Origin of the sequence: Bradyrhizobium sp. 930_D9_N1_4 (assembly GCF_052076015.1) — a bacterium.
Classification (GTDB): domain Bacteria; phylum Pseudomonadota; class Alphaproteobacteria; order Rhizobiales; family Xanthobacteraceae; genus Bradyrhizobium.
The window spans coordinates 2,702,732-2,724,279 of sequence record NZ_CP197236.1 but is presented as its reverse complement, the minus strand read 5'-3'; the positions used below and the strand labels follow the sequence as shown (position 1 = coordinate 2,724,279).

At 67.2% G+C, this 21,548-nt stretch carries 21 protein-coding genes and 2 riboswitches; of the genes, 6 read left to right on the top strand and 15 right to left on the bottom strand.

Going from position 1 to position 21,548, the window contains the following annotated elements; genetic code table 11:
- Positions 1 to 32 precede the first annotated feature (32 nt).
- Positions 33 to 248, bottom strand: a riboswitch (cobalamin riboswitch).
- 45 nt (positions 249 to 293) lie between these two features.
- The 5 genes from cobA to cbiT are packed head-to-tail and all read right to left on the bottom strand — an operon-like array spanning position 294 to position 4,657.
- Positions 294 to 1,025: a uroporphyrinogen-III C-methyltransferase gene (cobA, locus tag AB7532_RS12495; protein WP_441235084.1), complete on the bottom strand. Its 732-nt coding sequence runs from the start codon at positions 1,023 to 1,025 to the stop codon at positions 294 to 296.
- The gene (locus AB7532_RS12490) at positions 1,022 to 2,332 is read right to left on the bottom strand and encodes a cobyrinate a,c-diamide synthase (RefSeq protein WP_441235083.1); all 1,311 of its coding nucleotides are present in this window, start codon (positions 2,330 to 2,332) and stop codon (positions 1,022 to 1,024) included. Before AB7532_RS12490 ends, cobA begins: the two co-directional genes overlap by 4 nt.
- The gene (gene cobM, locus AB7532_RS12485) at positions 2,332 to 3,114 is read right to left on the bottom strand and encodes a precorrin-4 C(11)-methyltransferase (RefSeq protein WP_441235082.1); all 783 of its coding nucleotides are present in this window, start codon (positions 3,112 to 3,114) and stop codon (positions 2,332 to 2,334) included. Before cobM ends, AB7532_RS12490 begins: the two co-directional genes overlap by 1 nt.
- Positions 3,111 to 3,479, bottom strand: a complete 369-nt coding sequence (locus tag AB7532_RS12480) for a cobalamin biosynthesis protein (protein ID WP_441235081.1) — start codon at positions 3,477 to 3,479, stop codon at positions 3,111 to 3,113. The genes cobM and AB7532_RS12480 overlap by 4 nt, the downstream gene beginning before the upstream one ends.
- The gene (cbiT, locus tag AB7532_RS12475; protein WP_441235080.1) at positions 3,476 to 4,657 is read right to left on the bottom strand and encodes a precorrin-6Y C5,15-methyltransferase (decarboxylating) subunit CbiT; all 1,182 of its coding nucleotides are present in this window, start codon (positions 4,655 to 4,657) and stop codon (positions 3,476 to 3,478) included. The genes AB7532_RS12480 and cbiT overlap by 4 nt, the downstream gene beginning before the upstream one ends.
- Here cbiT and AB7532_RS12470 point away from each other — a divergent pair.
- Positions 4,656 to 5,402: a cobalt-precorrin-6A reductase gene (locus AB7532_RS12470; RefSeq protein WP_441239257.1), complete on the top strand. Its 747-nt coding sequence runs from the start codon at positions 4,656 to 4,658 to the stop codon at positions 5,400 to 5,402. The two genes, cbiT and AB7532_RS12470, sit on opposite strands and share 2 nt — an antisense overlap.
- On the opposite strand, the gene cobJ is transcribed toward AB7532_RS12470, so the two are convergent.
- Genes cobJ through AB7532_RS12435 form a run of 7 tightly spaced genes read right to left on the bottom strand, consistent with a single transcriptional unit; the run spans position 5,378 to position 13,312 of the window.
- Complete coding sequence (gene cobJ / locus AB7532_RS12465) at positions 5,378 to 6,112, bottom strand: precorrin-3B C(17)-methyltransferase (protein WP_441235079.1); 735 nt, start codon at positions 6,110 to 6,112, stop codon at positions 5,378 to 5,380. The two genes, AB7532_RS12470 and cobJ, sit on opposite strands and share 25 nt — an antisense overlap.
- Positions 6,109 to 6,840: a precorrin-2 C(20)-methyltransferase gene (locus AB7532_RS12460; protein ID WP_441235078.1), complete on the bottom strand. Its 732-nt coding sequence runs from the start codon at positions 6,838 to 6,840 to the stop codon at positions 6,109 to 6,111. Before AB7532_RS12460 ends, cobJ begins: the two co-directional genes overlap by 4 nt.
- A 2-nt stretch (positions 6,841 to 6,842) precedes the next feature.
- A complete protein-coding gene (locus AB7532_RS12455) occupies positions 6,843 to 7,472 on the bottom strand; it encodes a precorrin-8X methylmutase (RefSeq protein WP_441235077.1) in 630 nt (209 codons plus the stop codon).
- Positions 7,472 to 8,635, bottom strand: a complete 1,164-nt coding sequence (gene cobG / locus AB7532_RS12450) for a precorrin-3B synthase (RefSeq protein WP_441235076.1) — start codon at positions 8,633 to 8,635, stop codon at positions 7,472 to 7,474. The genes AB7532_RS12455 and cobG overlap by 1 nt, the downstream gene beginning before the upstream one ends.
- Complete coding sequence (gene cobN / locus AB7532_RS12445; RefSeq protein WP_441235075.1) at positions 8,632 to 11,880, bottom strand: cobaltochelatase subunit CobN; 3,249 nt, start codon at positions 11,878 to 11,880, stop codon at positions 8,632 to 8,634. The genes cobG and cobN overlap by 4 nt, the downstream gene beginning before the upstream one ends.
- 14 nt (positions 11,881 to 11,894) lie before the next feature.
- Positions 11,895 to 12,929, bottom strand: coding sequence for a cobalamin biosynthesis protein CobW (gene cobW, locus AB7532_RS12440; RefSeq protein WP_441235074.1), 1,035 nt, complete (start codon positions 12,927 to 12,929; stop codon positions 11,895 to 11,897).
- On the bottom strand, positions 12,926 to 13,312 hold the full coding sequence (locus tag AB7532_RS12435; RefSeq protein WP_441235073.1) for a DUF1636 family protein: 387 nt from the start codon (positions 13,310 to 13,312) through the stop codon (positions 12,926 to 12,928). The genes cobW and AB7532_RS12435 overlap by 4 nt, the downstream gene beginning before the upstream one ends.
- Positions 13,313 to 13,407: 95 nt before the next feature.
- A riboswitch (cobalamin riboswitch) is annotated at positions 13,408 to 13,628 on the bottom strand.
- A 40-nt stretch (positions 13,629 to 13,668) separates the two neighbouring features.
- Here AB7532_RS12435 and cobO point away from each other — a divergent pair.
- Entirely contained in the window at positions 13,669 to 14,316 is a 648-nt protein-coding gene (gene cobO, locus AB7532_RS12430; RefSeq protein ID WP_441235072.1) for a cob(I)yrinic acid a,c-diamide adenosyltransferase, read from the top strand.
- Between the two features lie 7 nt (positions 14,317 to 14,323).
- A complete protein-coding gene (locus AB7532_RS12425; RefSeq protein WP_441235071.1) occupies positions 14,324 to 15,772 on the top strand; it encodes a cobyric acid synthase in 1,449 nt (482 codons plus the stop codon).
- Here the strand turns inward: AB7532_RS12425 and cobD are convergent.
- Together cobD and cbiB are read right to left on the bottom strand one after the other, a co-directional pair.
- The gene (gene cobD / locus AB7532_RS12420) at positions 15,761 to 16,726 is read right to left on the bottom strand and encodes a threonine-phosphate decarboxylase CobD (RefSeq protein ID WP_441235070.1); all 966 of its coding nucleotides are present in this window, start codon (positions 16,724 to 16,726) and stop codon (positions 15,761 to 15,763) included. The two genes, AB7532_RS12425 and cobD, sit on opposite strands and share 12 nt — an antisense overlap.
- A gap of 11 nt (positions 16,727 to 16,737) precedes the next feature.
- Positions 16,738 to 17,661, bottom strand: coding sequence for an adenosylcobinamide-phosphate synthase CbiB (gene cbiB, locus AB7532_RS12415; protein ID WP_441239256.1), 924 nt, complete (start codon positions 17,659 to 17,661; stop codon positions 16,738 to 16,740).
- A 140-nt stretch (positions 17,662 to 17,801) separates the two neighbouring features.
- Between cbiB and cobU the strand changes: the two genes are divergently transcribed.
- Genes cobU through bluB form a run of 3 tightly spaced genes read left to right on the top strand, consistent with a single transcriptional unit; the run spans position 17,802 to position 19,733 of the window.
- Complete coding sequence (cobU, locus tag AB7532_RS12410) at positions 17,802 to 18,308, top strand: bifunctional adenosylcobinamide kinase/adenosylcobinamide-phosphate guanylyltransferase (RefSeq protein ID WP_441235069.1); 507 nt, start codon at positions 17,802 to 17,804, stop codon at positions 18,306 to 18,308.
- Between the two features lie 5 nt (positions 18,309 to 18,313).
- Positions 18,314 to 19,096, top strand: coding sequence for an adenosylcobinamide-GDP ribazoletransferase (cobS, locus tag AB7532_RS12405; protein ID WP_441235068.1), 783 nt, complete (start codon positions 18,314 to 18,316; stop codon positions 19,094 to 19,096).
- A 4-nt stretch (positions 19,097 to 19,100) separates the two neighbouring features.
- The gene (bluB, locus tag AB7532_RS12400; protein ID WP_441235067.1) at positions 19,101 to 19,733 is read left to right on the top strand and encodes a 5,6-dimethylbenzimidazole synthase; all 633 of its coding nucleotides are present in this window, start codon (positions 19,101 to 19,103) and stop codon (positions 19,731 to 19,733) included.
- A gap of 117 nt (positions 19,734 to 19,850) precedes the next feature.
- Here the strand turns inward: bluB and AB7532_RS12395 are convergent, their stop codons facing one another.
- Positions 19,851 to 21,539 (bottom strand): ShlB/FhaC/HecB family hemolysin secretion/activation protein, encoded by a 1,689-nt coding sequence (locus AB7532_RS12395; protein ID WP_441235066.1) that lies wholly within the window; start codon positions 21,537 to 21,539, stop codon positions 19,851 to 19,853.
- Positions 21,540 to 21,548: the final 9 nt, after the last annotated feature.

The window sequence follows — 21,548 nt, the reverse complement described above, 5'->3', positions numbered from 1 at the left end:
CAGATCCTTCCTGCCGTCCCACCGACGGCCTTGGCCTCAAAACGTGCAGGGCCGGTCTCCTGGCTCGCGGTTCACTGGGTTCTCCGGCCTTCCCGGGCCTTGCGGCCCAGTGGCTGATCGAAGTCCCTCACCGCTTACAGTCGCGGGGGCGGCTGGGGTTTTGGGCGGCGCAGGTCCGCCCACCCCCATTCCCGATTATGCTCCAGCGGTTTTAAGCCGCCTCAAGCACCATGCCTCTCCTGTGTGCCCCTTTCGCCAGCCGGGCGTCAAGGGCCGAAAGGCGGGCGGGACCGTCATGACGGATAATCCCCTGCCAGCGCGCCGAACAGGATCACGGCAGCGGTCGAGGCCGCCCCGCCCCGTGCAAGCTGCTCGGCCAATTCGGCAATCGTGGTGCGGAGCAGGCGCTCGTCGTCGCGCCCAAGGGATTCCGCGAACAGCGCTGGGGTCGTTGGCGCGAGACCATGCTCGATCAATTTTGCGACAAGCGCCGGAAAGGTGCGCCGGCCCATATAGACCACGGTCGTCGCTTCCGGATCGGCCAGCGCCGCCCAGTTCAGATTCTGCGGCAGCTCGCCGGTGACGTCGGCCCCGGTCACGAACTGCACCCGGCGCGAGGTATGGCGCCGGGTCAGGGGAATGCCGGCTTGCGCGGCGGCGACGCAGGCCGAGGTGACGCCGGGAATGATCTCGTAGCCGATGCCGGCTTCACGCAGCGTCTCGAGTTCCTCCTCGAGCCGGCCGAAGATTCCGGCATCACCGGACTTCAAACGCACCACGCGCACGCCTGTTGCGGCATAGTCGACCAGCAGGCGGTTGACATGGTGCTGCTTGGTCGAGGCCCGACCTGCCCGCTTCCCCACCGCGACGAGATTGGCGCCGGGCCGGGCGAGGTCGAGGATCGCGCCGGAGGCGAGATCGTCATAAAGCACGACGTCGGCCTCGCGCAGCCGCGCGGCGCCCTTGAGCGTGAGAAGCTCGGGGTCGCCGGGGCCGGCCGAGATAAAGGTGACAAGACCGCTCACCGGTCCTCCGCAATCAGATGGAAGAACGTGCCGGTGGCGTGGCCGCGGCGCGAGCCGGTTTCGGCAATGACCGCGCCCGTTGCATCGTGCACGACCGCCAGCGGCGTGTCCGGCTGGGCAAGGATGGTCGAGTAGTGGAATTCGTGGCCACGCAGGCGCGCGCCCGCCCGATGGCCCGGCATGGGGGCGGCGAGCGTGGCAAGACGATAGCCCAGATGCATGCGGCGCTTGGCAAAGCTGGTCTCCAGGCCGAGCAGGCCCGTCATCTCGTGGCTGACGCCGTCGGCATCAGTCAAAGCAGTTCCCAGCACCATATAGCCTCCGCATTCGCCGTGCACCGGCCGCGTCTCGGCGAAGGCCCGCAAAGCGTTGCGAAAGCGCGCATTGGCCGCGATCGTCCCGGCATGAAGCTCGGGATAGCCGCCGGGCAACCAGCATACATCGGCGCCGGTATCGGGGCTTTCATCGGCGAGCGGCGAAAACGTCGAGATTTCGGCGCCCGCGGCGCGCCAGGCTTCCAGCATATGAGGATAGACGAAGGAGAAAGCCGCATCGCGCGCGAGTGCAATGCGCTGCCCGGGCGGCGTCACGTTGAGGCCGTTCGCGGCGGGTTGCGGCGACCAGTTGGCGGCCGATCGCAGCACCGCATCGAGGTCGACATGCTCGGCGACGAAGCGCGCAGCCTCGTCGATCAGTTTTCCGATCTCCGCCTGCTCCTCGGCCTGCACGAGGCCAAGATGCCGCTTCGGCAGGCTGATCTCGGCATGGCGCGGCAGCGCGCCGAACACCGCGATGCCGGCATCGTTGAGGGCACGGCGCACGAGATCTTCATGGCGGGGACTGGCGACGCGGTTGAGCACGACGCCCGCAAGGCGCACGCCGGGACGATAGTCGCGAAGGCCTGCGGCGATTGCGGCTGCCGTCTGCGCCTGTCCGGACGGGTCGATCACCAGCACCACCGGCCAGCCCAGCATCTCCGCGATGTCAGCGGTCGCGCCGGTGCCGGAGACACCGCGCGCGGCGACACCGTCGAACAGGCCCATCGACCCTTCCGCGAGCACGACATCGGCATCCGCACCGCGGCTGACGAGATGAGCGATCGCCTCGCGGTCCATCGCCCAGCTTTCGAGATTGACGGACGCGCGCCCCGTGGCAGCGGCATGGAACGCAGGATCGATATAGTCGGGCCCGCTCTTGAAGCACTGCACGTTCAATCCGCGATTGCGCCAGGCGCGCGCCAGCGCCAGCGTCAGCGTGGTCTTGCCGACGCCCGAAGCAGGTGCGGAGATGACGAGGCCTGCCGCCATCAAGACGCCTCCGGAAAGCGCGGCTCGGCGCCGACGGGCCGATAGCGGCGGTCGTAGTCGGCAGCGTAGAGGCGGCTCTCGTCGAAATCCGCTGTCCCCAGCGTCTTGCCGACCAGGATGATTGCGGTGCGCTCCATCTCGACACCCACGGCCGCATCGAGCGTTGCGAGTGTAGCACGGACGATGCGCTGATCCGGCCAGCTCGCGCGCCAGACGATGGCGACCGGGCAGCTTTCGCCATAATGCGGCGTCAGCTCGGCGACGACCTTGTCGAGCAGATGGATCGAGAGATGGATCGCGAGCACCGCGCCGGTGGCTGCGAAAGCGGCGAGCGTCTCGCCTTCGGGCATCGCACTGGCGCGGCCCGGCGTGCGTGTCAGCACCACGGACTGGGCAAGGCCGGGCAATGTGAGTTCGGCTTCCAGCGCGGCCGCAGCCGCCGAGAAAGAGGGAACGCCCGGCGTGACCGTGGTGGGAATGCCGAGCGCCCGCAGGCGGCGGAGCTGCTCGCCCATCGCCGACCAGATCGCGAGGTCGCCGGAATGCAGCCGCGCGACATCCTTGCCGTCTGCATGCGCAGCGACGATCTCCGCGACGATCTCGTCGAGCGACAGCGGCGCCGTGTTGACGATGCGCGCGCCGGGCGGGCAATGCGCCAGCACGCCCGCAGGAACAAGCGAACCGGCATAGAGGCAGACCGGACAGGTCGCGATCAGGTCGCGCCCGCGCAACGTCAGCAAATCGGGTGCGCCCGGTCCGGCACCGATGAAATGCACCGTCATGCGCCGTCTCCCTCCGCGATCGCGGCGGTCGCGGTGCGATCCTGCGAGACCGCGCGCGTCGCGATCAATCGTGCGTGGGGACCAGCGGCAGCGAGCGCAGCAGCTTCGGCGACTGATCCGGTGCCGAATTTCTCCGCGACGCGCTCTGATTGCGTCGGCGTATCGATGCCGGCCAGGATGTCGGCGGAAACAGCCTTGATCGGCACACCGCATTCTCGCGCGAGTTGCTTCAGCACTTCTGCATCAGCCTTGTCGCTGACGGTCGCCACCGCTGCAAGGCCCGCGGGGCCGCCGACCGCCAATAGCGCCTCGCGCAGCGAAGCTAGTGTGACATCCTTCTTGAATCCGAGCCCGGCGACCTTCATCGGACCGCACTCCATTGCACAACCGGCCGCGCGGCCTCCCATGACCTGTAGCGGCCAAGCGGGGCGGCATGTGCGATCTCGACCCGCATCAGGTCGCCGCCATGGCGCTGATGCAGCTCGCCGAGCAGCGCCTCTGTCTCCAGCGTTACCGAATGCGCAACCAGCCGCGCACCCGGCACCAACCGCGACCAGATCGCATCGAACATTGCGCTGTCGAGACCACCGCCGATGAAGACGGCATCCGGCGCGTCCAGCCCGGTGAGCGATTCCGGCGCCTGCCCTGTAACAGCGATAATCCGATGCGCCAATCCAAACGCCGCGGCGTTGTTGCGAATGTTCGCGGCGCGATCCTCACGCGCCTCGACAGCGATTGCGGACCCACCGCACAGTGCCCACTCGACCGAGATCGAGCCGGAGCCGGAGCCGATATCCCAAAGCCGCTCGCCGGCCCGCGGCGCCAGCGCCGAGAGCGCAAGCGCCCGCACCGGCCGCTTGGTGATCTGGCCGTCGTGGATGAAGAGATCGTCCGACAGGCCGGAGCTGCGGGAGATACCCTGCCCACCCTTCGCCTCGATCGCGATGGCGATCAGGTTTCCAGCGCGATCGCCCGCAAAATTGTCTGCGCGATGCTCCGCGATACTTTCCCGCGGCCCGCCTAGCGCGGCGAGAGTCCGGAACGCCGACGCGCCCCACCCGCGCCCGCTCAGCCATGCCGCGAGATCACCGGCCGCCTTCGCGTCGCGCACGAGGCAAATGATGCGTGCACCATTTGCCAGATGCGGCACGAGACGCTCGAACGGCGCGGCGTGCAGGCCGAGACAAGCAACATTTTCCAGGCGCCAGCCCAACCGCGCGGCAGCAAGCGAAAATGTCGACGGCGCCGAATGCGCGATCCACTCGCCCGCGTCGAGCTTCTCGGCGAGGCCAGCGCCGGCTCCGTGCCAGAACGGATCGCCGGAGGCGAGCACTGCCGTCAGCCGGCCGCGGCGGCTCAGCACGACCTCTGCGTCGAACGGCACCGGCCACGGACGGCCACGCCCAGTCACGCCGGCGAGCGCGAGATGCCGTTCACCGCCAAAGACGGTTTCGGCGGCGTCGAGCGCCTTTCGGCTTGCTTCCGACAGCCCGGCAAGGCCATCTTCGCCGATACCGATGATGGTCAGCCAGGGATCAGCCATAATGCGCGCCCTTATTCTGGGCGGAATTGCCGATGCGAGCCAGCTTGCGGCGGAGATCGCGCGCGCACGCATCGACGCTGTCTATTCCTATGGCGGCCGCACCCGTACGCCCGCCGATCAGCCGCTGCCGATCCGTATCGGCGGCTTTGGTGGCGTGCGCGGGCTTGCCGACTACATCCGACGTGAAAACATCACGCATGTGATCGACGCGACGCATCCTTTCGCGGCCGAGATGAGCGGCAACGCGGTCGAAGCGTGCGCGGAGACCGGTACGCCGCTCATTGCGCTCGAACGCTTGCCATGGACCAGAGTGCCCGGAGACAACTGGATCAAAGTCGCTGATGTCAACGCGGCGGCTGCCGTGCTCCCCGAGCCGCCGACGAACATTTTTCTCGCGATCGGCCGCCAGCACATCGCGCCATTCGCGACCAGGCCTGAGCATGCCTACACGCTGCGTTTCGTCGATCCGCCGGAGGCGCCCCTGCCCTTCACCGCCGACATGATCGTGTCGCGCGGGCCGTTCACGATCGAGGGCGAGCTGGAAATGCTGCGCGGGCGCGGCATCACCTGCATCGTCGCGCGCAACTCCGGCGGCGACGGCGCGCGCGCCAAGATCGACGCCGCACGCATGCTCGGCCTGCCCGTCATCATGATCTCGCGACCGCAACTGCCCGAACGGTTGCGGGTCGAGAGTATGGCCGAGATCATGCAGTGGCTCGGTCATTCGACCCGCCTCGGCGCATAGACCCAGCGGCCAACGCGGCGCGTCTGCGAATTGCCGACGATGACAAGCGTGCGCATGTCAGCCATCTCGGGAGTCGCCTCGTTCAGCGTGACGGTCTCGATTGTCTCGTCATCGGCACTGACCGCGCGCGCGAAGATCACGAGCCGCTCGCCGCAGCCGGCCTCTTTCAACACGGCAAGTGTGCGGCCAAACCCTTCCGGCCGGCTTGCCGAACGGGGATTGTACATCGCAATCGAAAAGTCGGCCTCGGCGGCGAGACGCAGGCGCTTTTCGATCACGGCCCAGGGCTTGAGATTGTCCGAGAGATTGATCGCGCAGAAGTCATGGCCGAGCGGTGCGCCTGCGCGCGCAGCCGCCGCCAGCATCGCGGTGATGCCCGGCAGCACGCGGATCGGCAGCTCCTGATATTGCGGCGCCTGTTCGAGCGCCTCGAACACGGCCGAGGCCATCGCGAACACGCCGGGATCTCCGGACGAAACGACGACGACCTGCCCGCCCTCCGCCGCAAGCCGCAAGGCCTGGCTCGCGCGCTGCAACTCTTCGCGATTGTCCGACGGATGCAGCGTGAGCCCGGCGCGCGGCGGCACGCGCGCGACATAGGGCGCATAACCCAAAATATCGGTCGCGGACGCAAGCGCAGCGGAGACCTCGGGCGTCACCAGCGCATCGTTGCCGGGCCCGAGGCCCGCGATGGTCAGCGTGCCCGTCATTCGGCGGCGTCCGGAAGCCGTCCCTTGCCGTGTACGAGCACGATCGCAAAGTAAGGACAATCGGCGCCATCGATCTCGGCCAGCCGCGCTACGCGCTCGCCCGGCATCGTGCCGCGCTCGACCAGCCAGGCGTCGTCAAGCCGGCCGGCAGAGGCGAGCGCGCGGCGCACCTTTGCGAGGTTGCGGCCGGTCTTCATGATCACGAGCGCATCGGAATCGCGCATGTGCCGTTCGAGCTCGGCTTCGGGAAGCGTGCCCATCAGCACCGTCGTCACGTCGTCGCCGAGTGCGATCGGCTGGCCGACCCCGTTCCAGCAGCCGACCATGCCGGGAATGCCCGCGATCACCTCGATCTCGACGCGGCCTTGCAGGCGCGTGTGCAGATGCATGAACGAGCCGTAGAAATAGGGATCGCCCTCGCAGAGCACGACGACGTCGACCGCACGCGCCAGCCGCGCCAGCCGCTCGGCCCACTCGTCATGAAAGCCGGCGAGCAGCTGCACGTACTCGGCGCTGTCGAAGGCAATCTCCGTCGTCACGGGATATTCCATGGCGTATTCGGTGACGTCGGCGGCCAGCATGCCCTCGACGATGCGCCGCGCCTGGCCGGGCCGGCCCTTCTTGCGGAAAAAAGCCACGTGCTTCGCGCCGCGGACCGTGCGATCCGCGCGCACGCTCATGAGATCGGGATCGCCGGGGCCGAGACCGCAGCAGATGATGCGTCCCATGGCTACTCGCTCCGGCTCGCCAGCGCGTTCACGGCGGCGACCGTAATCGCGGAGCCGCCGAGGCGGCCCTCGACCGTCAACGCCGGCACCGGCGCATCGGCCATCAACGCGGCCTTGGATTCGGCAGCGCCGACGAAACCGACGGGACAGCCGATGATCGCCGCTGGCCGGGGACAGCTTTGGTCCTCCAGCATGTTGAGGAGGTGAAACAGCGCGGTCGGCGCATTGCCGATCGCGACGATCGCACCATCGAGATGCGGCCGCCACAGCTCCAGCGCGGCCGCCGAGCGCGTGTTGCGCATGGATTGCGCCAGCGCGGGAACCGTTTCGTCGCCGAGCGTGCAGATCACGGCGTTGGCCGCAGGCAATCTCGCGCGCGTAATGCCTTCGGAGACCATGCGGGCATCGCACAGGATCGGCGCGCCCTTCTGCAACGCTGCGCGCGCGGCGGTCACCATGCCCTCAGTGAAACGGATATGCGCCTCCAGCCCCACCATGCCGGCGGCGTGGATCATCCGCACCACCACCTGCTCCTCGTCCGGCGAAAAGCGCACAAGATCAGCCTCGGCCCGGATGGTCGCAAAGGACTGCCGGTAGATCGCAGCGCCATCGGTCTCGTAAGCGTGCGGCATCAGTGTCCTCCGACCAGGATGGAGGGATCGCTGACGATGTCGGCACCGTTCAGTCCGCGCAGGGCCGGCTCGTCGCGGGTCGAGCCGCCGCGGACGAGGTCGAAGCCCATGCTGGTCGCAACCAGTGTCACGGAGGATGCACCAGACCGGGCGCAGCCTTTGGCGCAACCGGACACATGAAGCCGCGTGTCGAGGGCGATGCGCGGCGCGAGCGCTGCCGCCAGCGCGCGGGTGTCGGCATGCGCCTCGCGGCAGCGCGGCGCGCCGCTGCAGGCAATGACGCGCAGCGCCGGATCGTAGGGCTCGGTGATGAGCCCCGCTCCAGTCGGCATCTCGCGTTTGCCCTCGCTGAGCACCATCCGCCATGGCGTCATGCGCAGCGCATGACCGCAGCCGGAGAATTGATGCAGCGTCGTATGCAGCATCTGGCCGAACGCGACGCCGACCAGGGCGCCATGCGGATAATGCCCGGGCCGCGACGCCGCCATCACGGGCGCAGGCTCGGTCTCGTCGCGCAATCCGTCGGGCAATGCGGCACCGGCTGTGATATGGGCCGCCATGCGCCCCCGCCCATCCTTGGCGCCGCCAGATGCCATGAACCAGTCTGCGAGTGCGAGCGCGGTGCTCACGACCTCTCCGCGCGCAACGGAGCGACCGAGCCTTGCGCCGTCGGCCCGCACCAGGAGCCGGCCGCCGCGATCTCGCTCAATGCGGACATCGGCGGAATCGCCGGCGAGCACACGCGACTTGCCGTCGTCGATGGCAAAGCCGAATTTGGTGGGGAGATCGAGCGCGCTGTCGGCTAGTGCTTCCTCAAGCTCCGCCGCAAGCGCTTGCGTCTCGTCATTGGGATTCCAGAACGGCGTCACCAGAATGTTGCGTCGGGCTTCGATATCGGAGTCGGGGTCGAGCAGCCGCAGCAACGCAAGTCCATCGAGCAGCCGGCGATGGCCCTGTTCGCTCACGCCCCTGATCTGGAGGTTGGCGCGGCTGGTCACATCGATCAGACCGTTGCCGTAGCGTTCGGCGAGTTCGGCAAGGCCGGCGACCTGTGCGGCATCAAGACGGCCGCCGAACGGGCGGACGCGAACCACGAGCCCGTCGCCCGATTGCATCGGGCGCAGCGCACCGGGACACCAGCCCTTGACCAGAGATGCGCTCATGACTCCTCCCGCAGCGCAGCCGCGATCGAATTGCGACGCGTTCGCCAGAGCGAGGCCTCGTGCAGGCGTGTGAAGCACGTCTCCATCGCGGCGAGAGCCGCCGGGTTATCGCGTCCCATGAAGGCGCGAACGTCGTCATTTCCGAGCGTCGCATCGTAATAGAGATCGAACAGATGCGGCGGCACGGCGTTCGCCAGATGCGCGAACGCGGCCATGTGCTCCAGCGTGGCGGTGATCTCGGCCGCGCCGCGAAAGCCGTGGCGCATCATGCCGGCGATCCAGGCCGGATTGGCCGCGCGCGCGCGGACCACGCGGGAAATCTCTTCCGTCAGCGTGCGTGCGTGGGGCTGCTCAGGCCGGGTCGTATCGAGATGATAGAGCGAAGGTCCTGTCGTGCCGAGATGCGCGGCGGCCGCCGCGACGCCGGCCTCATGCGCCGCATAGTCGGCCGCGAGCAAGAGATCGGTCTCGGGCAGATCCTGGACGTGGACGAACGCATCAGCCGACGCGAGCCGCTGCTCGATGCCGGCGCGATCGGGCTTGATCTCGCCATCGGCGGAGAACGCCCATGACGAGGCCGACAGCCAGGCTTCGCCGGCGGCATCGCGCGTCTCGGGCGTGAAGGCATCGGGGATCGCGGACAGGCCAACGCCATATTGTCCGGGGCGCGGTGCGAACACGCGCGAGGTGCGGAGACGATACGGATTCTCATCGCCCTCTTCCTCGCGCTCTGCAAGCGCTTCCGCAGCGGCTTCGAACAATTGCGCGAGACCGGCGAAGACATCGCGGAACAGGCCCGACACGCGAAGCGTGACGTCGATGCGGGGGCGCCCGAGCTCGGCCGGCGCGATGATGTCGTAGCCGGTGACGCGGCCGGAGGCGTGGTCCCAACGCGGCGCGAGGCCGGCGAGATGCAGCGCCATCGCAAACTCCTCGCCCGCGGTGCGCATCGTTGCCGAACCCCAGAGATCGACGACGAGCCCTTTCGGCCAGTCGCCGTGATCCTGCAAATGGCGGCGCAGCAGCTCTTCCGCGAGCTTGATCCCCTGCGCATGCGCCGATGGTGTCGGCACGGCGCGCGGATCGACGGCAAAGAGATTGCGCCCGGTCGGCAGCACGTCCTGGCGCCCGCGATACGGCGAGCCCGACGGCCCCGGCGCGACACGCTGGCCCGCAAGCGCGGCACGCAGCGCATCCCGCTCCGCCTCGCCACAGGCGCCGCGGCCGAACACGTGCAGTCCGTCGCCGAACTGGCTTTCCTTGAGATCGCAGACGAAGCGGTCGATCCGGGGGATGGCTTCCGCTGGTGCTGCCGAAGCATCGAGACCGAGATCGTCTTCGAGACCTGCGGCGCGTGCCTCGTCGCGGATCGCGGCGATCAGGCGCTGGCGGCGCGCGGGATCGAGGCCATCGGCGGTCGAATATTCGTCGAGCAGACGTTCGAGCCGGCGTAGCCCCTCCGGCACCGCGGATGCTTCCAGCGGCGGCGGCAGATGGCCAATGGTGACGGCACCGATGCGCCGTTTCGCTTGCGCCGCTTCGCCGGGATCGTTGACGATGAAGGGATAGATGATGGGGAGATCGCCGATCAGGGCTTCGGGCCAGCACGCAGACGAGAGCGCCACAGATTTTCCCGGCAGCCATTCCAGCGTGCCATGCGCGCCCATGTGAACGACGGCATCAATCGCCTGCTCGCGGAGCCAGAGATAGAACGCGACATAGGCGTGGCACGGCGTGCGGGCGAGATCGTGATAGTCCGCATCGCGCGTGGTCGCATCGCCGCGCTCGGGCTGAACTGCGATGATCGATTGGCCACAAGCGATCGCTGCGAACTGAAACGCGCCGTCGCGACAGCCCGGATCATTCTCCGGCTTACCCCAGGCCAGCGCGAGATCGTCCTGCAGCGATTGCGGGAGACGCGCGAGTGCGGCACGATAATCGGCAAGGCTCCAGGTCAAACTCTGCTTGAGCAGCGTCTCGCCGAGCGCACCGACCGGCGCGACATCGAAGCCGGCCTCCGCGAGATCGGATACCAATGCTTCGACCGAAGCCAGCGCATCGAGACCGACCGCGTGCGCGATCTGGTGCGGCCGGCCCGGATAGTTCGAGAGCACAATCGCCGCCCGCTTCTCGGCGGCTGGCTTCTCCGCGAGGGCGCGCCAGGCCGCAACGCGCGCGGCAACGGCCTTCACGCGCTCCTCATCCGGCCTGTGCGCCAGGTGCGAAAACTGCAAATCTGGATCCCGTTCGGCGGCCGCCTTGAAGCTCACGACGCCCGCGAACAGGCGGCCATCGACCTCCGGCAGTACCACATGCATTGCGAGATCGCCCGGCGACAGGCCGCGCAGCGACTCCGCCCAGTCCTCGCGCCGTGCCGACGAGAGCGCGACCTGGAAGACCGGACATGACGCAGCATCGAACGGCGTCGTGCCGTCCTCACCCAGGGCCGAGAATGCCGTCGCATTGACAATCGCCGCCGGAGGATTTTGCGCAAGATGTGCGCGCAGACAATCCGCGACACCCCCAGCTTTCAGCGAAGTGACGAACACGCCATACGCGTCAAACCCCTTCTCGCGCAGCGCGGCAATCAGGGCATCGACCGGGCCGGTGTCCGCGGCAGTCAGGTAGGAGCGATAGAACGTCACCAGCGCGCGCGGCTTCCCCTCGCCCGCTGTCGGCGCCGCGATCACGCCGCGCGCAGGATCGTAAAAGCCCATCTCGGGCACGGTCATCTCGCCGGCAACCGGCCCTGCATAAAGACCCGAGGCCAGCGCGAGCTGCGCAATCGCCGCTTGCGCTGCGACCGGACCGCCGGTGTCGCACAGCACCTTGAGCCGGCGCAATGTCGAGACCGGCAAGGTCGAGTACGCATCCAGCCGCGTGTCGTCACAGCCATCGGCCGGCAGGACGGCCAGCACGATGTTGCGGTCCTTGGCGAGCTGCTGCAGGGCCGCGAGGCCATATGGCCAATAGGACTCACCGCCGATCAGACGCACCAGAATGCCGCGCGCCTGCGACAAGGTGCGTTCGACATAGGTGTCAACCGACAGCGGATGACGCAATTCCGCAAGATTGGCGAGCCGCAGCGACGGCAGGCTGTTGCGGCCGCGCCGCCAGCCGGCCGCGAACGCGGCGAGATCGGAATCCGAATACGAGAGCACCACGAGATCGGCCGGGTCCTGGCCGATGTCTCTTGGCGTCGCGGTCTCCTCCAGACCGCGGCTCTCGCGGAAGACGACGTGCATCAGATCTCAGGTCCTTAAATACCGAGCCCCGCCTTGATCGCGGCCTCGTCGATATCGCCGTGCTCGCCGATCACGACGAGCCTGGATTGCCTGTGACCCGCGCCCCAGGGCTTGTCGAACTGGTGGCGGACGCGCTCGCCGACCGCCTGAAGCAACAGTCGCATCGGCTTGCCCGCGACCGCGATATAGCCCTTGGCGCGCAGCACGTTCTGCTCGCGCGCCAGACGTTGCACTGATGCGACCAGCGCATCGACGTCAGTCACCTCGGGAAGATCGATCACGACAGAATTGAAATCATCATGCTCGTGCTCCTCCTCACCATCGTGATGCGAGGGACGCGCGGCGAGATCGTTCTCGGCGGCGGCGCCGAGGCCGAGAATGAGGCGTGCATCGATCGCGCCGTCAGTCACGGGCAGCATCGGCACGCGACGCGGCATCTCGGCAGTGATCACCGCCTTGGCCGCTTCAATGCCCGCAGCCCCCGCGAGGTCGGCCTTGGTCAGCAGCACGATGTCGGCGCAGGCGATCTGGTCCTCGAACACTTCCGACAGCGGCGTCTCGTGATCGAGATTTTCGTCCGCCGCGCGCTGCGCTTCGACAGCAGCCGGATCCGGCGCAAAGCGACCCGCGGCGACGGCTTCGGCATCGGCCAGCGCGATCACGCCGTCGACCGTGATGCGCGAGCGGATCTCCGGCCAGTCGAACGCCTTCAGCAGCGGCTTCGGCAGCGCCAGGCCCGAGGTCTCGATCAGGATGTGATCGGGCCGCACCGGACGCGCCAGCAACTTCTCCATGGTCGGGATGAAGTCGTCGGCGACGGTGCAGCAGATGCAGCCATTGGCGAGCTCAATGATGTTCTCTTCCGGACAGTTCGCGTCAGCGCAGGACTTCAGGATCTCACCGTCGACGCCCTCACTGCCGAACTCGTTGACGAGCACGGCGAGCTTCTTGCCGTTGGGGTTTGCGAGCAGATGCTGGATCAGCGTCGTCTTGCCGGAGCCGAGAAAACCGGTGACCACCGTAACCGGGACTTTTGCGAGCGAGTTCATTCAGCGGCCTCCGGCACGACGGCCGTTGTCGAAATCATGGGGGGAATGCGGGCAAGCGATTGCTTGCGGAAAATTTCAGGGCGGCTGCGCCAGGGCACGAGGCCGTCGGGCGCGGCCGCATAGGCCGCAGCGCCCGCAATGACATCCTGCGCATTTGCATACGTCAGGCGGCCATAGACATAGGACCAGCGGCCGGGCGCGCTGAGCGCCACCGAGCAGCCCTGGCTGCATGCAGACAGGCATTCGACGGGAACCACGCTGACGCCCTCGGGGACGCCGGCCTCGAGGATCGCGCCATGCAGGCGCTTGCCGGGCGTCGCTTCGCCGTCGCCGGGCGTCTCGCCGGCGCGGCAGGTGATGCAGACGTGAAGTGTGACGGTCATCGCCTCTTCCAGAATAAACAGCGGGAGGCGATGAGGCGCGCGGACCCTGACTTGAGAGGCCGCTTCCCCGTCGCAGAACACCCCGTCCGCCGGTCCAAAACTCGTCCGCGCTGGCAGGTCTCCCGGCTTGTGGAGCAGGGCTTTTGCCCTTCGATCCCCGCCTTCCCGATCCCGTCAGGGGTCAGTGGCCTCGGGCATCTCTCCGGTCACGGTCGCGGGGGCGGCTGCAGTTTGGATCCAAATCTTGCCGATTCGGACCCTATCGCATTCCCTCTTCGCCTGTCATAGGACAGGAACCAACGCCGGGCCACCATTTGCCCCCGGTCGCCTCTTGTCAAGCCGAAGGACCCTGTCAGATGACGCCTGAACCGGAGACCCAAACGGCCCAAGAAACCGACGCCAAGACCGACGCCAAACACGCCGCGAAAATGGCGAAGATCAAGGTCGCCCGCGACAAGATCATGGCGACCAAGAGCGGCGAAAAAGGCCTCATCATCGTCCACACCGGCGCCGGCAAGGGCAAGTCCTCCTCGGCCTTCGGCATGATCGTCCGCTGCGTCGCCCACGGCTTTCCTTGCGCGGTCGTGCAGTTCATCAAGGGCGCCTGGGATACCGGCGAGCGGCGCCTGCTCACCGGCCATTTCGGCGAGCTCTGCCAGTTCCACGCCATGGGCGAAGGCTTCACCTGGGAGACACAGGACCGCGCCCGCGACATCGCCGCCGCGCGCGCCGGCTGGGAGAAAGCCAAGGAGCTGATTCTCGATTCGAACCTGCGCATGGTCGTGCTCGACGAGATCAACATCGCGCTGCGCTACGACTATCTCGACATCGCGGAGGTGGTCGACTTCCTGAGGACGCACAAGCCGGAAATGACGCATGTCGTGCTCACCGGCCGCAACGCCAAGGACGAGCTGATCGAGATCGCCGATCTCGTCACCGAGATGACGCTGGTCAAGCATCCCTTCCGCTCCGGCATCAAGGCCCAGGCCGGCGTCGAGTTCTAGAGACACGATGGCGCGCGCGTTGATGATCCAGGGGGCCGGCTCGGACGTGGGCAAATCGCTCATCGTCGCCGGCCTCGCGCGCGCCTTCAGGCGGCGCGGCCTGCGCGTGCTCCCCTTCAAGCCGCAGAACATGTCGAACAATGCCGCCGTCACCGTCGATGGCGGCGAGATCGGTCGCGCGCAGGCATTGCAAGCTCTGGCGGCAGGCGTCGAGCCGCACACCGACATGAACCCGGTGCTGCTGAAACCTGAGACCGACATCGGCGCGCAGGTGATCGTGCAGGGAAAACGCATCGCGACCGCGCGTGCGCGCGAATATGCGGCGATGAAGCCATCTCTGATGGGCGCGGTGCTGGAGAGTTTTGAGCGGCTGAAGGCGCGCGCCGATCTGGTGCTGGTCGAGGGCGCCGGCAGTCCGGCCGAGGTGAATTTGCGCAAGGCCGACATCGCCAATATGGGCTTTGCCCGCAAGGCCGACGTCCCCGTCGTGCTGGTCGGTGACATCGACCGTGGCGGGGTGATCGCCCAGCTCGTCGGCATCAAGACGGTGATCGACCCCGACGATGCAGCGATGATCCAGGGTTTTGTCATCAACAAGTTTCGTGGCGATCCCACGCTGTTCGACGACGGCTACAGGCTGATCGCGGAGAAAACCGCGTGGCGCGGCCTCGGCGTGCTGCCCTGGTTCGCGCGCGCCGGCGAACTGCCGGCCGAGGACGCGCTGGGCCTGAGCGATGCGCGCAAGCCCGGCCAGCACAAGGTCGCCTGCCTCGCACTGTCGCGCATCGCCAATTTCGACGATCTCGACCCGCTCAAGCTCGAGCCTTCGGTTGATCTCGTCATGGTGCGTCCGGGCGAAGCGATCCCCGGCGATGTCAGGCTCGTCATCATCCCCGGCTCGAAATCGACGCGAGGCGATCTCGCCTTCCTGCGCGCGCAGGGCTGGGACATCGACCTGCTGGCGCATCATCGCCGGGGCGGCCATGTGCTCGGCCTCTGCGGCGGCTATCAGATGCTCGGACACAGCGTCGCCGATCCCGATGGCATCGAAGGCCCCGCCGGCGACACGCCGGGCCTCGGGCTTCTGGATGTCGAGACGATGATGACCCCGCAAAAGACGCTCACGCGTGTCGCGGCCGTGCATGCCGCCACGGACCAGCCGATCGAGGCCTACGAGATCCACATCGGCCGCACCGACGGGCCCGATCGTGGCCGGCCGTTCGCGAAGCTGGGTGGCGAGCCGGAAGGCGCGATCTCGAGGGATGGCCGTGTGCAAGGCAGCTATTTGCACGGCCTGTTCACGTCGGATGATTTCCGCAGGGCGTATCTGGCAAGGCTGGATATTCCTGCCGGCGAAGAGCCCTATCACGCGCGGGTCGAGAGCGCGCTTGATGCGCTCGCCGATCACATTGAAAAGCATCTCGACGTCGAGGGTTTGCTCACGCTAGCGCGCTAGGATTTCGGCAAGGCGCATCCACTCGGATTCGCCGCCGGGAAGCCCGAGCCGCAACCATGCCGGGTTCTGCGCGAAGACGCGCGACCAGATCTGCCCGCGCGCGAGCTTCTCCTGTGCGGCCAGCGCATCAGGCATTTTGTAAAGGCGAAACAAAGATGCACCGCCGACAAGTCGCCAGCCTTGCGACCGCACCATCTCATCGAGGCGATCACAGTCGCGCGCAAGTCGCGCTGACGTCACCTCGGCCCAGGCATCGTCACGCAATGCGCGGCCGCCGATTACGATTGCCGCGCCTGAGACCGGCCACGGACCCGACACCGCCGCCAGCTTGCCGATATCCGCGGCATTGCCGATCGCAAAGCCAAGCCGCAGGCCCGCAAGACCATAAAACTTTCCGAACGAGCGCAAGATCAGCAGCCCCGGCCGATCCGCTTCGGGCGCGAGCGACAACTGCGGAACGGCATCGGCAAAGCTCTCGTCGATGACGAGACGGCCGACGCGCGGCAGCAGCGCGAGCAAATCCTGTGGCGTATGAGGTCTGCCGTCGGGATTGTTGGGATTGACGACGATGGCGAGGTCCGCGCCTGCGAGGGCGTCGAGCTCCCCGACCTCCTCGACGTCCCAACCCGCGGCCGACAGCACCCCGGCATATTCGTTATAGGTCGGCGCGAGAATGCGCGCGCGACCGGGGTTAGCGAGTTGCGGCAGCAATTGAATGGCGGCCTGCGCACCGCCCGTGGCGACGATCGGCGCACTGGTGCGATAGGCGTGTCGGGCCGCCTGATGCAGCGTCGCAATCTCAGCGCGCGACGGCAGCGCGCTCCACGCCCGCGCGCCCACCTCGCCCACGGGATAAGGCAGCCGGTTGATCCCGGTCGACAGGTCGATCCAGTCGTCCGCGCGCCCGCCAAAACGCTGCTGGGCCAGATCAAGATTTCCACCGTGCTCGCGCATGTCTCGTTCTTTCACGCGAAGGCCAGGATCGCAAGCAGGCCCGCGAGCAGCAGCATGGCGCGGCGGTACACCGTCAGTCCCTCACTGATGTCGACGGCGAGCGGATCGCGCGCGCCTTCGTTGAGCCATGGCTCGTCGGTGACGCGGCCATGATAGATGCGGGGGCCGCTGAGCCGCACGCCAAGCGCGCCTGCCATTGCCGCCTCCGGCCAGCCAGCGTTGGGCGAACGGTGATGGCGTGCGTCCCGCGTCATGCACGACAGCGCCTCGGATCGTCGCGGCGCCAGCAGCACGAACAGAAAGCCGGTCAGGCGCGCGGGAATGAAGTTGGCGACATCGTCGATCCGCGCCGCCGCCCAGCCGAACGCTTCGTGTCGTTCATTGCGATGGCCGATCATTGAGTCCAGCGTGTTGATCGCCTTGTAGCCGAGGATACCGGGCAAGCCGAACAGCGCGCCCCAGAACACCGGCGCGATGATGCCGTCGGACGCGTTCTCCGCAAGACTCTCGATCGTTGCACGCGCGATGCCGGCCTCGTCGAGCGCGGCGGGATCGCGACCGACGATGCGCGAGACTGCGTCGCGTGCGGCGGCGATATCGCCGGCCAGCAACGGGTTTGCGACGGCAGCGACATGATCATGCAGCGAGCGCAAAGCGACCAGCGGCCAGGCAAGGATGCCCACCAGCACGATCTGCGCCCAGCCCCATGGGAGTATGGATTGAAGCAGCCAGCCGAGTGCGACGGAGAGCGCGATCACCACGAGCGCTCCCGCGACGCCGGCAGCACGGCGCAGCGCCGGCGGGTCGGACGCGCGATTCCAGGCGGAATCGATGCTACCGATCAGCCAACCCAGCCAGGTGACGGGATGGCCGATCCGTGCGAACAGCCATGACGGCCAGCCCGTGAGGGCATCCACTGCCATCGCCACCACCATCGCGCCCGCAAAGCCCAAACCTGCCTCCTGTCCCGCCCCTGTTGCGCAAAGCGGGGGGCGAGCGCAAGCCCCTCGCCCGCCTGATTTCGGCTTTGTCTTTGCCCGCGTTTGGTGATTAGTCAGGCCCTTGGGAGACCTTTATGGCCATCATCTTGATCACGGGCGGAGCGCGATCGGGCAAAAGCGCCCGCGCGGAAGCGCTTGCGCGCAGCTTTCCGGACCAGCCGCCGATCTACATCGCGACGGCCGAGGCGCTCGATGCCGAGATGGAAGCACGCATTGCCCGGCATCGCGCGCGACGCGGAACCGGTTGGGTCGAGCACGAGGTGCCGCTCGATCTCGTGTCAGTTTTGGCCGCAAGCGATGGCGGCGGCGCGCGGTTGGTCGACTGTCTGACGTTGTGGCTCTCCAACCTGCTCCACGCGGAGCGCGACTGGGAACGCGAGGTGAGCGAGCTCGCGGCTGCCCTACCACGTCTCAGGAGCTCCGTTATCCTCGTCACCAACGAGGTCGGCCTCGGCATCGTGCCCGACAACGCGCTGGCGCGCCTCTATCGCGACGCCGCCGGGATCATGAACCAGGTCATCGCTGATGTCGCTGATGAGGTCGAGTTCGTGGTCGCCGGCCTGCCCATGAAACTTAAATAACTGAAATGATGCCGCGCGCCGAGCTTTTCAAAGACGTCGTCGCCGATCTCAGGATGGCGGCATCGTTCGTGACGATCCTGCCCGTCGCATCGTCGAAGCCCGCGGGCGACGGCGCCGTCGCGCGCGCGACCTGGGCGCTGCCTCTCGCCGGACTGCTGGTCGCCCTTGCCGGCGCTTTCGTCTACAAGGTCGCCAGCCGGTTCGGTTTGACACCGAACCTTGCCGCCCTGCTCGCACTGGCCGCGACCGCCCTTATCACCGGCGCACTGCACGAGGACGGCCTTGCCGACACCGCCGACGGGCTCGGCGGCGGCCGCACGCGCGAGCGCAAGCTCGAAATCATGCGCGACAGCCGGATCGGGACCTACGGTGTCTGTGCGCTGATCCTGTCGTTCGGCCTGCGCTGGAGCGCGCTCGCGGCGATCGCCAGTCCCTGGGCCGTCACGCTTGCGCTGTGCGCGGCGCATGCGGCGTCACGCGCGGGGGTCCCGGCCTTCATGTCGCTGGTCCCGCCGGCGCGGCCGGATGGATTGTCGGCGAGCGCCGGAGCGCCGCCGGGCCGCAGCGTCGCGATTGCGTTTGCGCTCGGAACGCTGGTGCTCGCCCTCGCGCTCGGGCCGGGCAAGGCGCTGATCGGCCTGATCCTGCTGTCGCTGGCTGGCCTGTTGCTGGCACGGCTTGCGATCCGCCAGATCGGCGGGCAGACCGGCGACATCCTCGGTGCGTTCGAGCAAACCGGCGAGATCCTGATCCTGCTGGTTGCCGCAGCCTTCCTGGGGGGACGCTGAGCGCATGGTCGAGTTCGACGACGCCTTCCGCCGGCAATTGCGCGAGCTGTTCGTGTGGCGCCGCGACGTGCGCCGCTTTCGCAGCGATCCGCTGCCGGACGGCGCCATCGATCGCCTGATCGAGACGGCCTGCCTGTCGCCCTCGGTCGGTTTGAGCCAACCGTGGCGCTTCGTCATCATCGACGATGCCGCTCGCCGCCGCGCCGTGATCGATGACTTCAAGGCCTGCAATGCCGATGCGCTGAACTGCTATTCCGGCGACCGTGCCGCGCGCTATGCGTCGCTAAAACTGTCGGGCCTCGAACAGGCTCCCGGCCATCTCGCCGTATTCGCCGACAAGGCCAGCGACATCGGCCACGGCCTCGGCCGCGCCACCATGCCGGAGACGACTGAATATTCGGTGGTCGCAGCGATCACCGCGATGTGGCTCGCCGCGCGCGCCGAGGGCATTGGCCTTGGCTGGGTGTCGATCCTGAGCCCGGACCGCATCCACACCGTTCTCGACCTGCCCGATACCTGGAAATTCATCGCCTATCTCTGCATCGGCTATCCCGAGGTCGAATGCGACCAGCCGGAATTGGAACAGGCGAAATGGGAGCATCGGCGCGGCGCGGACGAGTTTACGTTAAGGCGGTAGGCAGTCGCACCATCCCGTCATTGCGAGCGCAGCGAAGCAATCCAGACTGCCGCCGCGGAGGGATTCTAGATTGCTTCGCTGCGCTCGCAATGACGAGGAGAGAGAAGCAACCCTCCGCTACGACTTGCTCCTGCCGGCCATTGCCGCCACGGGCGCGGGTGGCTCCGGCTTCTGGAACATCAGCAGCGGCCGGAAGATGACGCGGCCATAGGCCTCGTAATGGTTCTGGGTCGAGACCGCCATCTTCAGCGGCGTCGCGTAGTTTGCCTCGAACGTCATGAACGACGCGTAGGTCCAGGAGAAGCCGATGCCGACCGAGGCGAGTTCCGTGACGCCGGGGAATGTCGAATACACGCCGCCCCAGTCGGCGAAGATATATGTGTCGAAGCCCCTGAGCCATTGCGACCAGTTGTAGTGCAGCTCGGCGTTGAAGTAGTAGCCGCTGTCGCCGGACGCCGAGTTGGAGGGGTAGCCGCGCACGGTGGTCGGGCCGCCGATCGAGAAGATCTGGTCGCCCGGCAGCAATTTTTCCTGCGTGTACTGCCAGCTCGCCAGCACATTGGTGCTGAAATTCGCCGGCCCCGCCGCACTGGTCGCAATCAACGAGCCGGTGAAGGTGTTGAACGCGCGGTTGTTGCCGAGCACATAATCGTGCCAGGTGATGTAGTTCATCGCCGGCGAAACCGTGATCGAATAGGCATTCCCGGAATTCGTCACCGAAACGCCGGCCGTCGCCTTGTTGTAGTGGTCGTTGGTGACGTCAACAGTGGCAAAGCGGCTGACCGTCTTGCCCTCGATCTCCGCGGCGTTGAGCAGCACCAGCCAGTTCTGCGTGACCCAGACCGGCTGGCTGAAATTGACCGCGGCCTGGCTGGAGCGTCCGGTGACGTCGAGCGCGACGAACGGTCCCTGGATGATCTTGATCTTGCCTTCGGTATAGCTGACGCCGACGCGGCCACCCCAGGGATTGACCGGGATGCTGTAGGCGACGTTGCCGTTGAGATTGCCGTCGGAGCGGATGCCGTAGAAGGTCAGGCGGTCGTCGACGCCGAACAGGCCGTGGCGCTTGTAGAAGGCACCGCCCTCCCAGCGCCCGGTGTTCTCGACGCCCTGGTTGTCGGTGAAGAGCTGCAAGGTGTCGATCGGCGGTTCGATCACCGCGAACTGGAGGTCTGTGAGGCCGAAGCTCGTGCCGGGCTGGAGCAGCGCCTTGATCTGCACGTCGTTGGTGCGGTTGAACCAGGTCACGTCGCGATTGAGTTTTGGAACGTCGAGGACCTCGCCTTCCGGCTCCTTCACGCGCTGAAGGATGTAGTCGGTGCGGGTCTGCTTGTTGCCCTCGATGGTCGTCTTCTGGAGCCGGCCTTCGGTCAGCTTGATCTTGACCACGCCGCCCTTGGCATCCTGGTCCGGCAGCGTCGCGATGCCCGTGACGATGCCGCGCTCGGTGTAGATGGCGTTGATGTCGGCGACGAGCTGCAACAGCGAGGCGATGTCGACGTTCTTGCCGACATATTTCTTCGCGATCTCGTCGAGCTCGGCCGGCGTGATGAACTTGGACTGGTCGAACTCGACCCTGCGCAGGCGGAATTTCGGCCCGCCCGGCTTCAGCAACTGGGATTTCTCCCGCTCACCGCCGATCACCGCGGGCCCGGTGAGCTTGGGCGGCGCGCTCTGCTGCTCGAGCTGGCGGCGCTGCCGGTCGATGTCGTTCTGGATCACGCCGGGATTGATCGACTGGGCGCGCGCGGACGCGATGCAGCAAGCTGCAAGCCCGACACCCAACGCTGCTCCCCAGATTCGCATCCCGAATCC

Excerpts from the sequence above, each read along its gene's own strand:
- AB7532_RS12490 (WP_441235083.1), bottom strand. The coding sequence starts at position 2,332 with ATGGCGGCAGGCCTCGTCATCTCCGCACCTGCTTCGGGCGTCGGCAAG.
- cobM (WP_441235082.1), bottom strand. The coding sequence starts at position 3,114 with ATGACGGTGCATTTCATCGGTGCCGGACCGGGCGCACCCGATTTGCTG.
- AB7532_RS12480 (WP_441235081.1), bottom strand. The coding sequence starts at position 3,479 with ATGAAGGTCGCCGGGCTCGGATTCAAGAAGGATGTCACACTAGCTTCG.
- cbiT (WP_441235080.1), bottom strand. The coding sequence starts at position 4,657 with ATGGCTGATCCCTGGCTGACCATCATCGGTATCGGCGAAGATGGCCTT.
- cobJ (WP_441235079.1), bottom strand. The coding sequence starts at position 6,112 with ATGACGGGCACGCTGACCATCGCGGGCCTCGGGCCCGGCAACGATGCG.
- AB7532_RS12460 (WP_441235078.1), bottom strand. The coding sequence starts at position 6,840 with ATGGGACGCATCATCTGCTGCGGTCTCGGCCCCGGCGATCCCGATCTC.
- AB7532_RS12455 (WP_441235077.1), bottom strand. The coding sequence starts at position 7,472 with ATGCCGCACGCTTACGAGACCGATGGCGCTGCGATCTACCGGCAGTCC.
- cobG (WP_441235076.1), bottom strand. The coding sequence starts at position 8,635 with ATGAGCGCATCTCTGGTCAAGGGCTGGTGTCCCGGTGCGCTGCGCCCG.
- cobN (WP_441235075.1), bottom strand. The coding sequence starts at position 11,880 with ATGCACGTCGTCTTCCGCGAGAGCCGCGGTCTGGAGGAGACCGCGACG.
- cobW (WP_441235074.1), bottom strand. The coding sequence starts at position 12,929 with ATGAACTCGCTCGCAAAAGTCCCGGTTACGGTGGTCACCGGTTTTCTC.
- AB7532_RS12435 (WP_441235073.1), bottom strand. The coding sequence starts at position 13,312 with ATGACCGTCACACTTCACGTCTGCATCACCTGCCGCGCCGGCGAGACG.
- cobO (WP_441235072.1), top strand. The coding sequence starts at position 13,669 with ATGACGCCTGAACCGGAGACCCAAACGGCCCAAGAAACCGACGCCAAG.
- AB7532_RS12425 (WP_441235071.1), top strand. The coding sequence starts at position 14,324 with ATGGCGCGCGCGTTGATGATCCAGGGGGCCGGCTCGGACGTGGGCAAA.
- cobD (WP_441235070.1), bottom strand. The coding sequence starts at position 16,726 with ATGCGCGAGCACGGTGGAAATCTTGATCTGGCCCAGCAGCGTTTTGGC.
- cbiB (WP_441239256.1), bottom strand. The coding sequence starts at position 17,661 with ATGGTGGTGGCGATGGCAGTGGATGCCCTCACGGGCTGGCCGTCATGG.
- cobU (WP_441235069.1), top strand. The coding sequence starts at position 17,802 with ATGGCCATCATCTTGATCACGGGCGGAGCGCGATCGGGCAAAAGCGCC.
- cobS (WP_441235068.1), top strand. The coding sequence starts at position 18,314 with ATGATGCCGCGCGCCGAGCTTTTCAAAGACGTCGTCGCCGATCTCAGG.
- bluB (WP_441235067.1), top strand. The coding sequence starts at position 19,101 with ATGGTCGAGTTCGACGACGCCTTCCGCCGGCAATTGCGCGAGCTGTTC.
- AB7532_RS12395 (WP_441235066.1), bottom strand. The coding sequence starts at position 21,539 with ATGCGAATCTGGGGAGCAGCGTTGGGTGTCGGGCTTGCAGCTTGCTGC.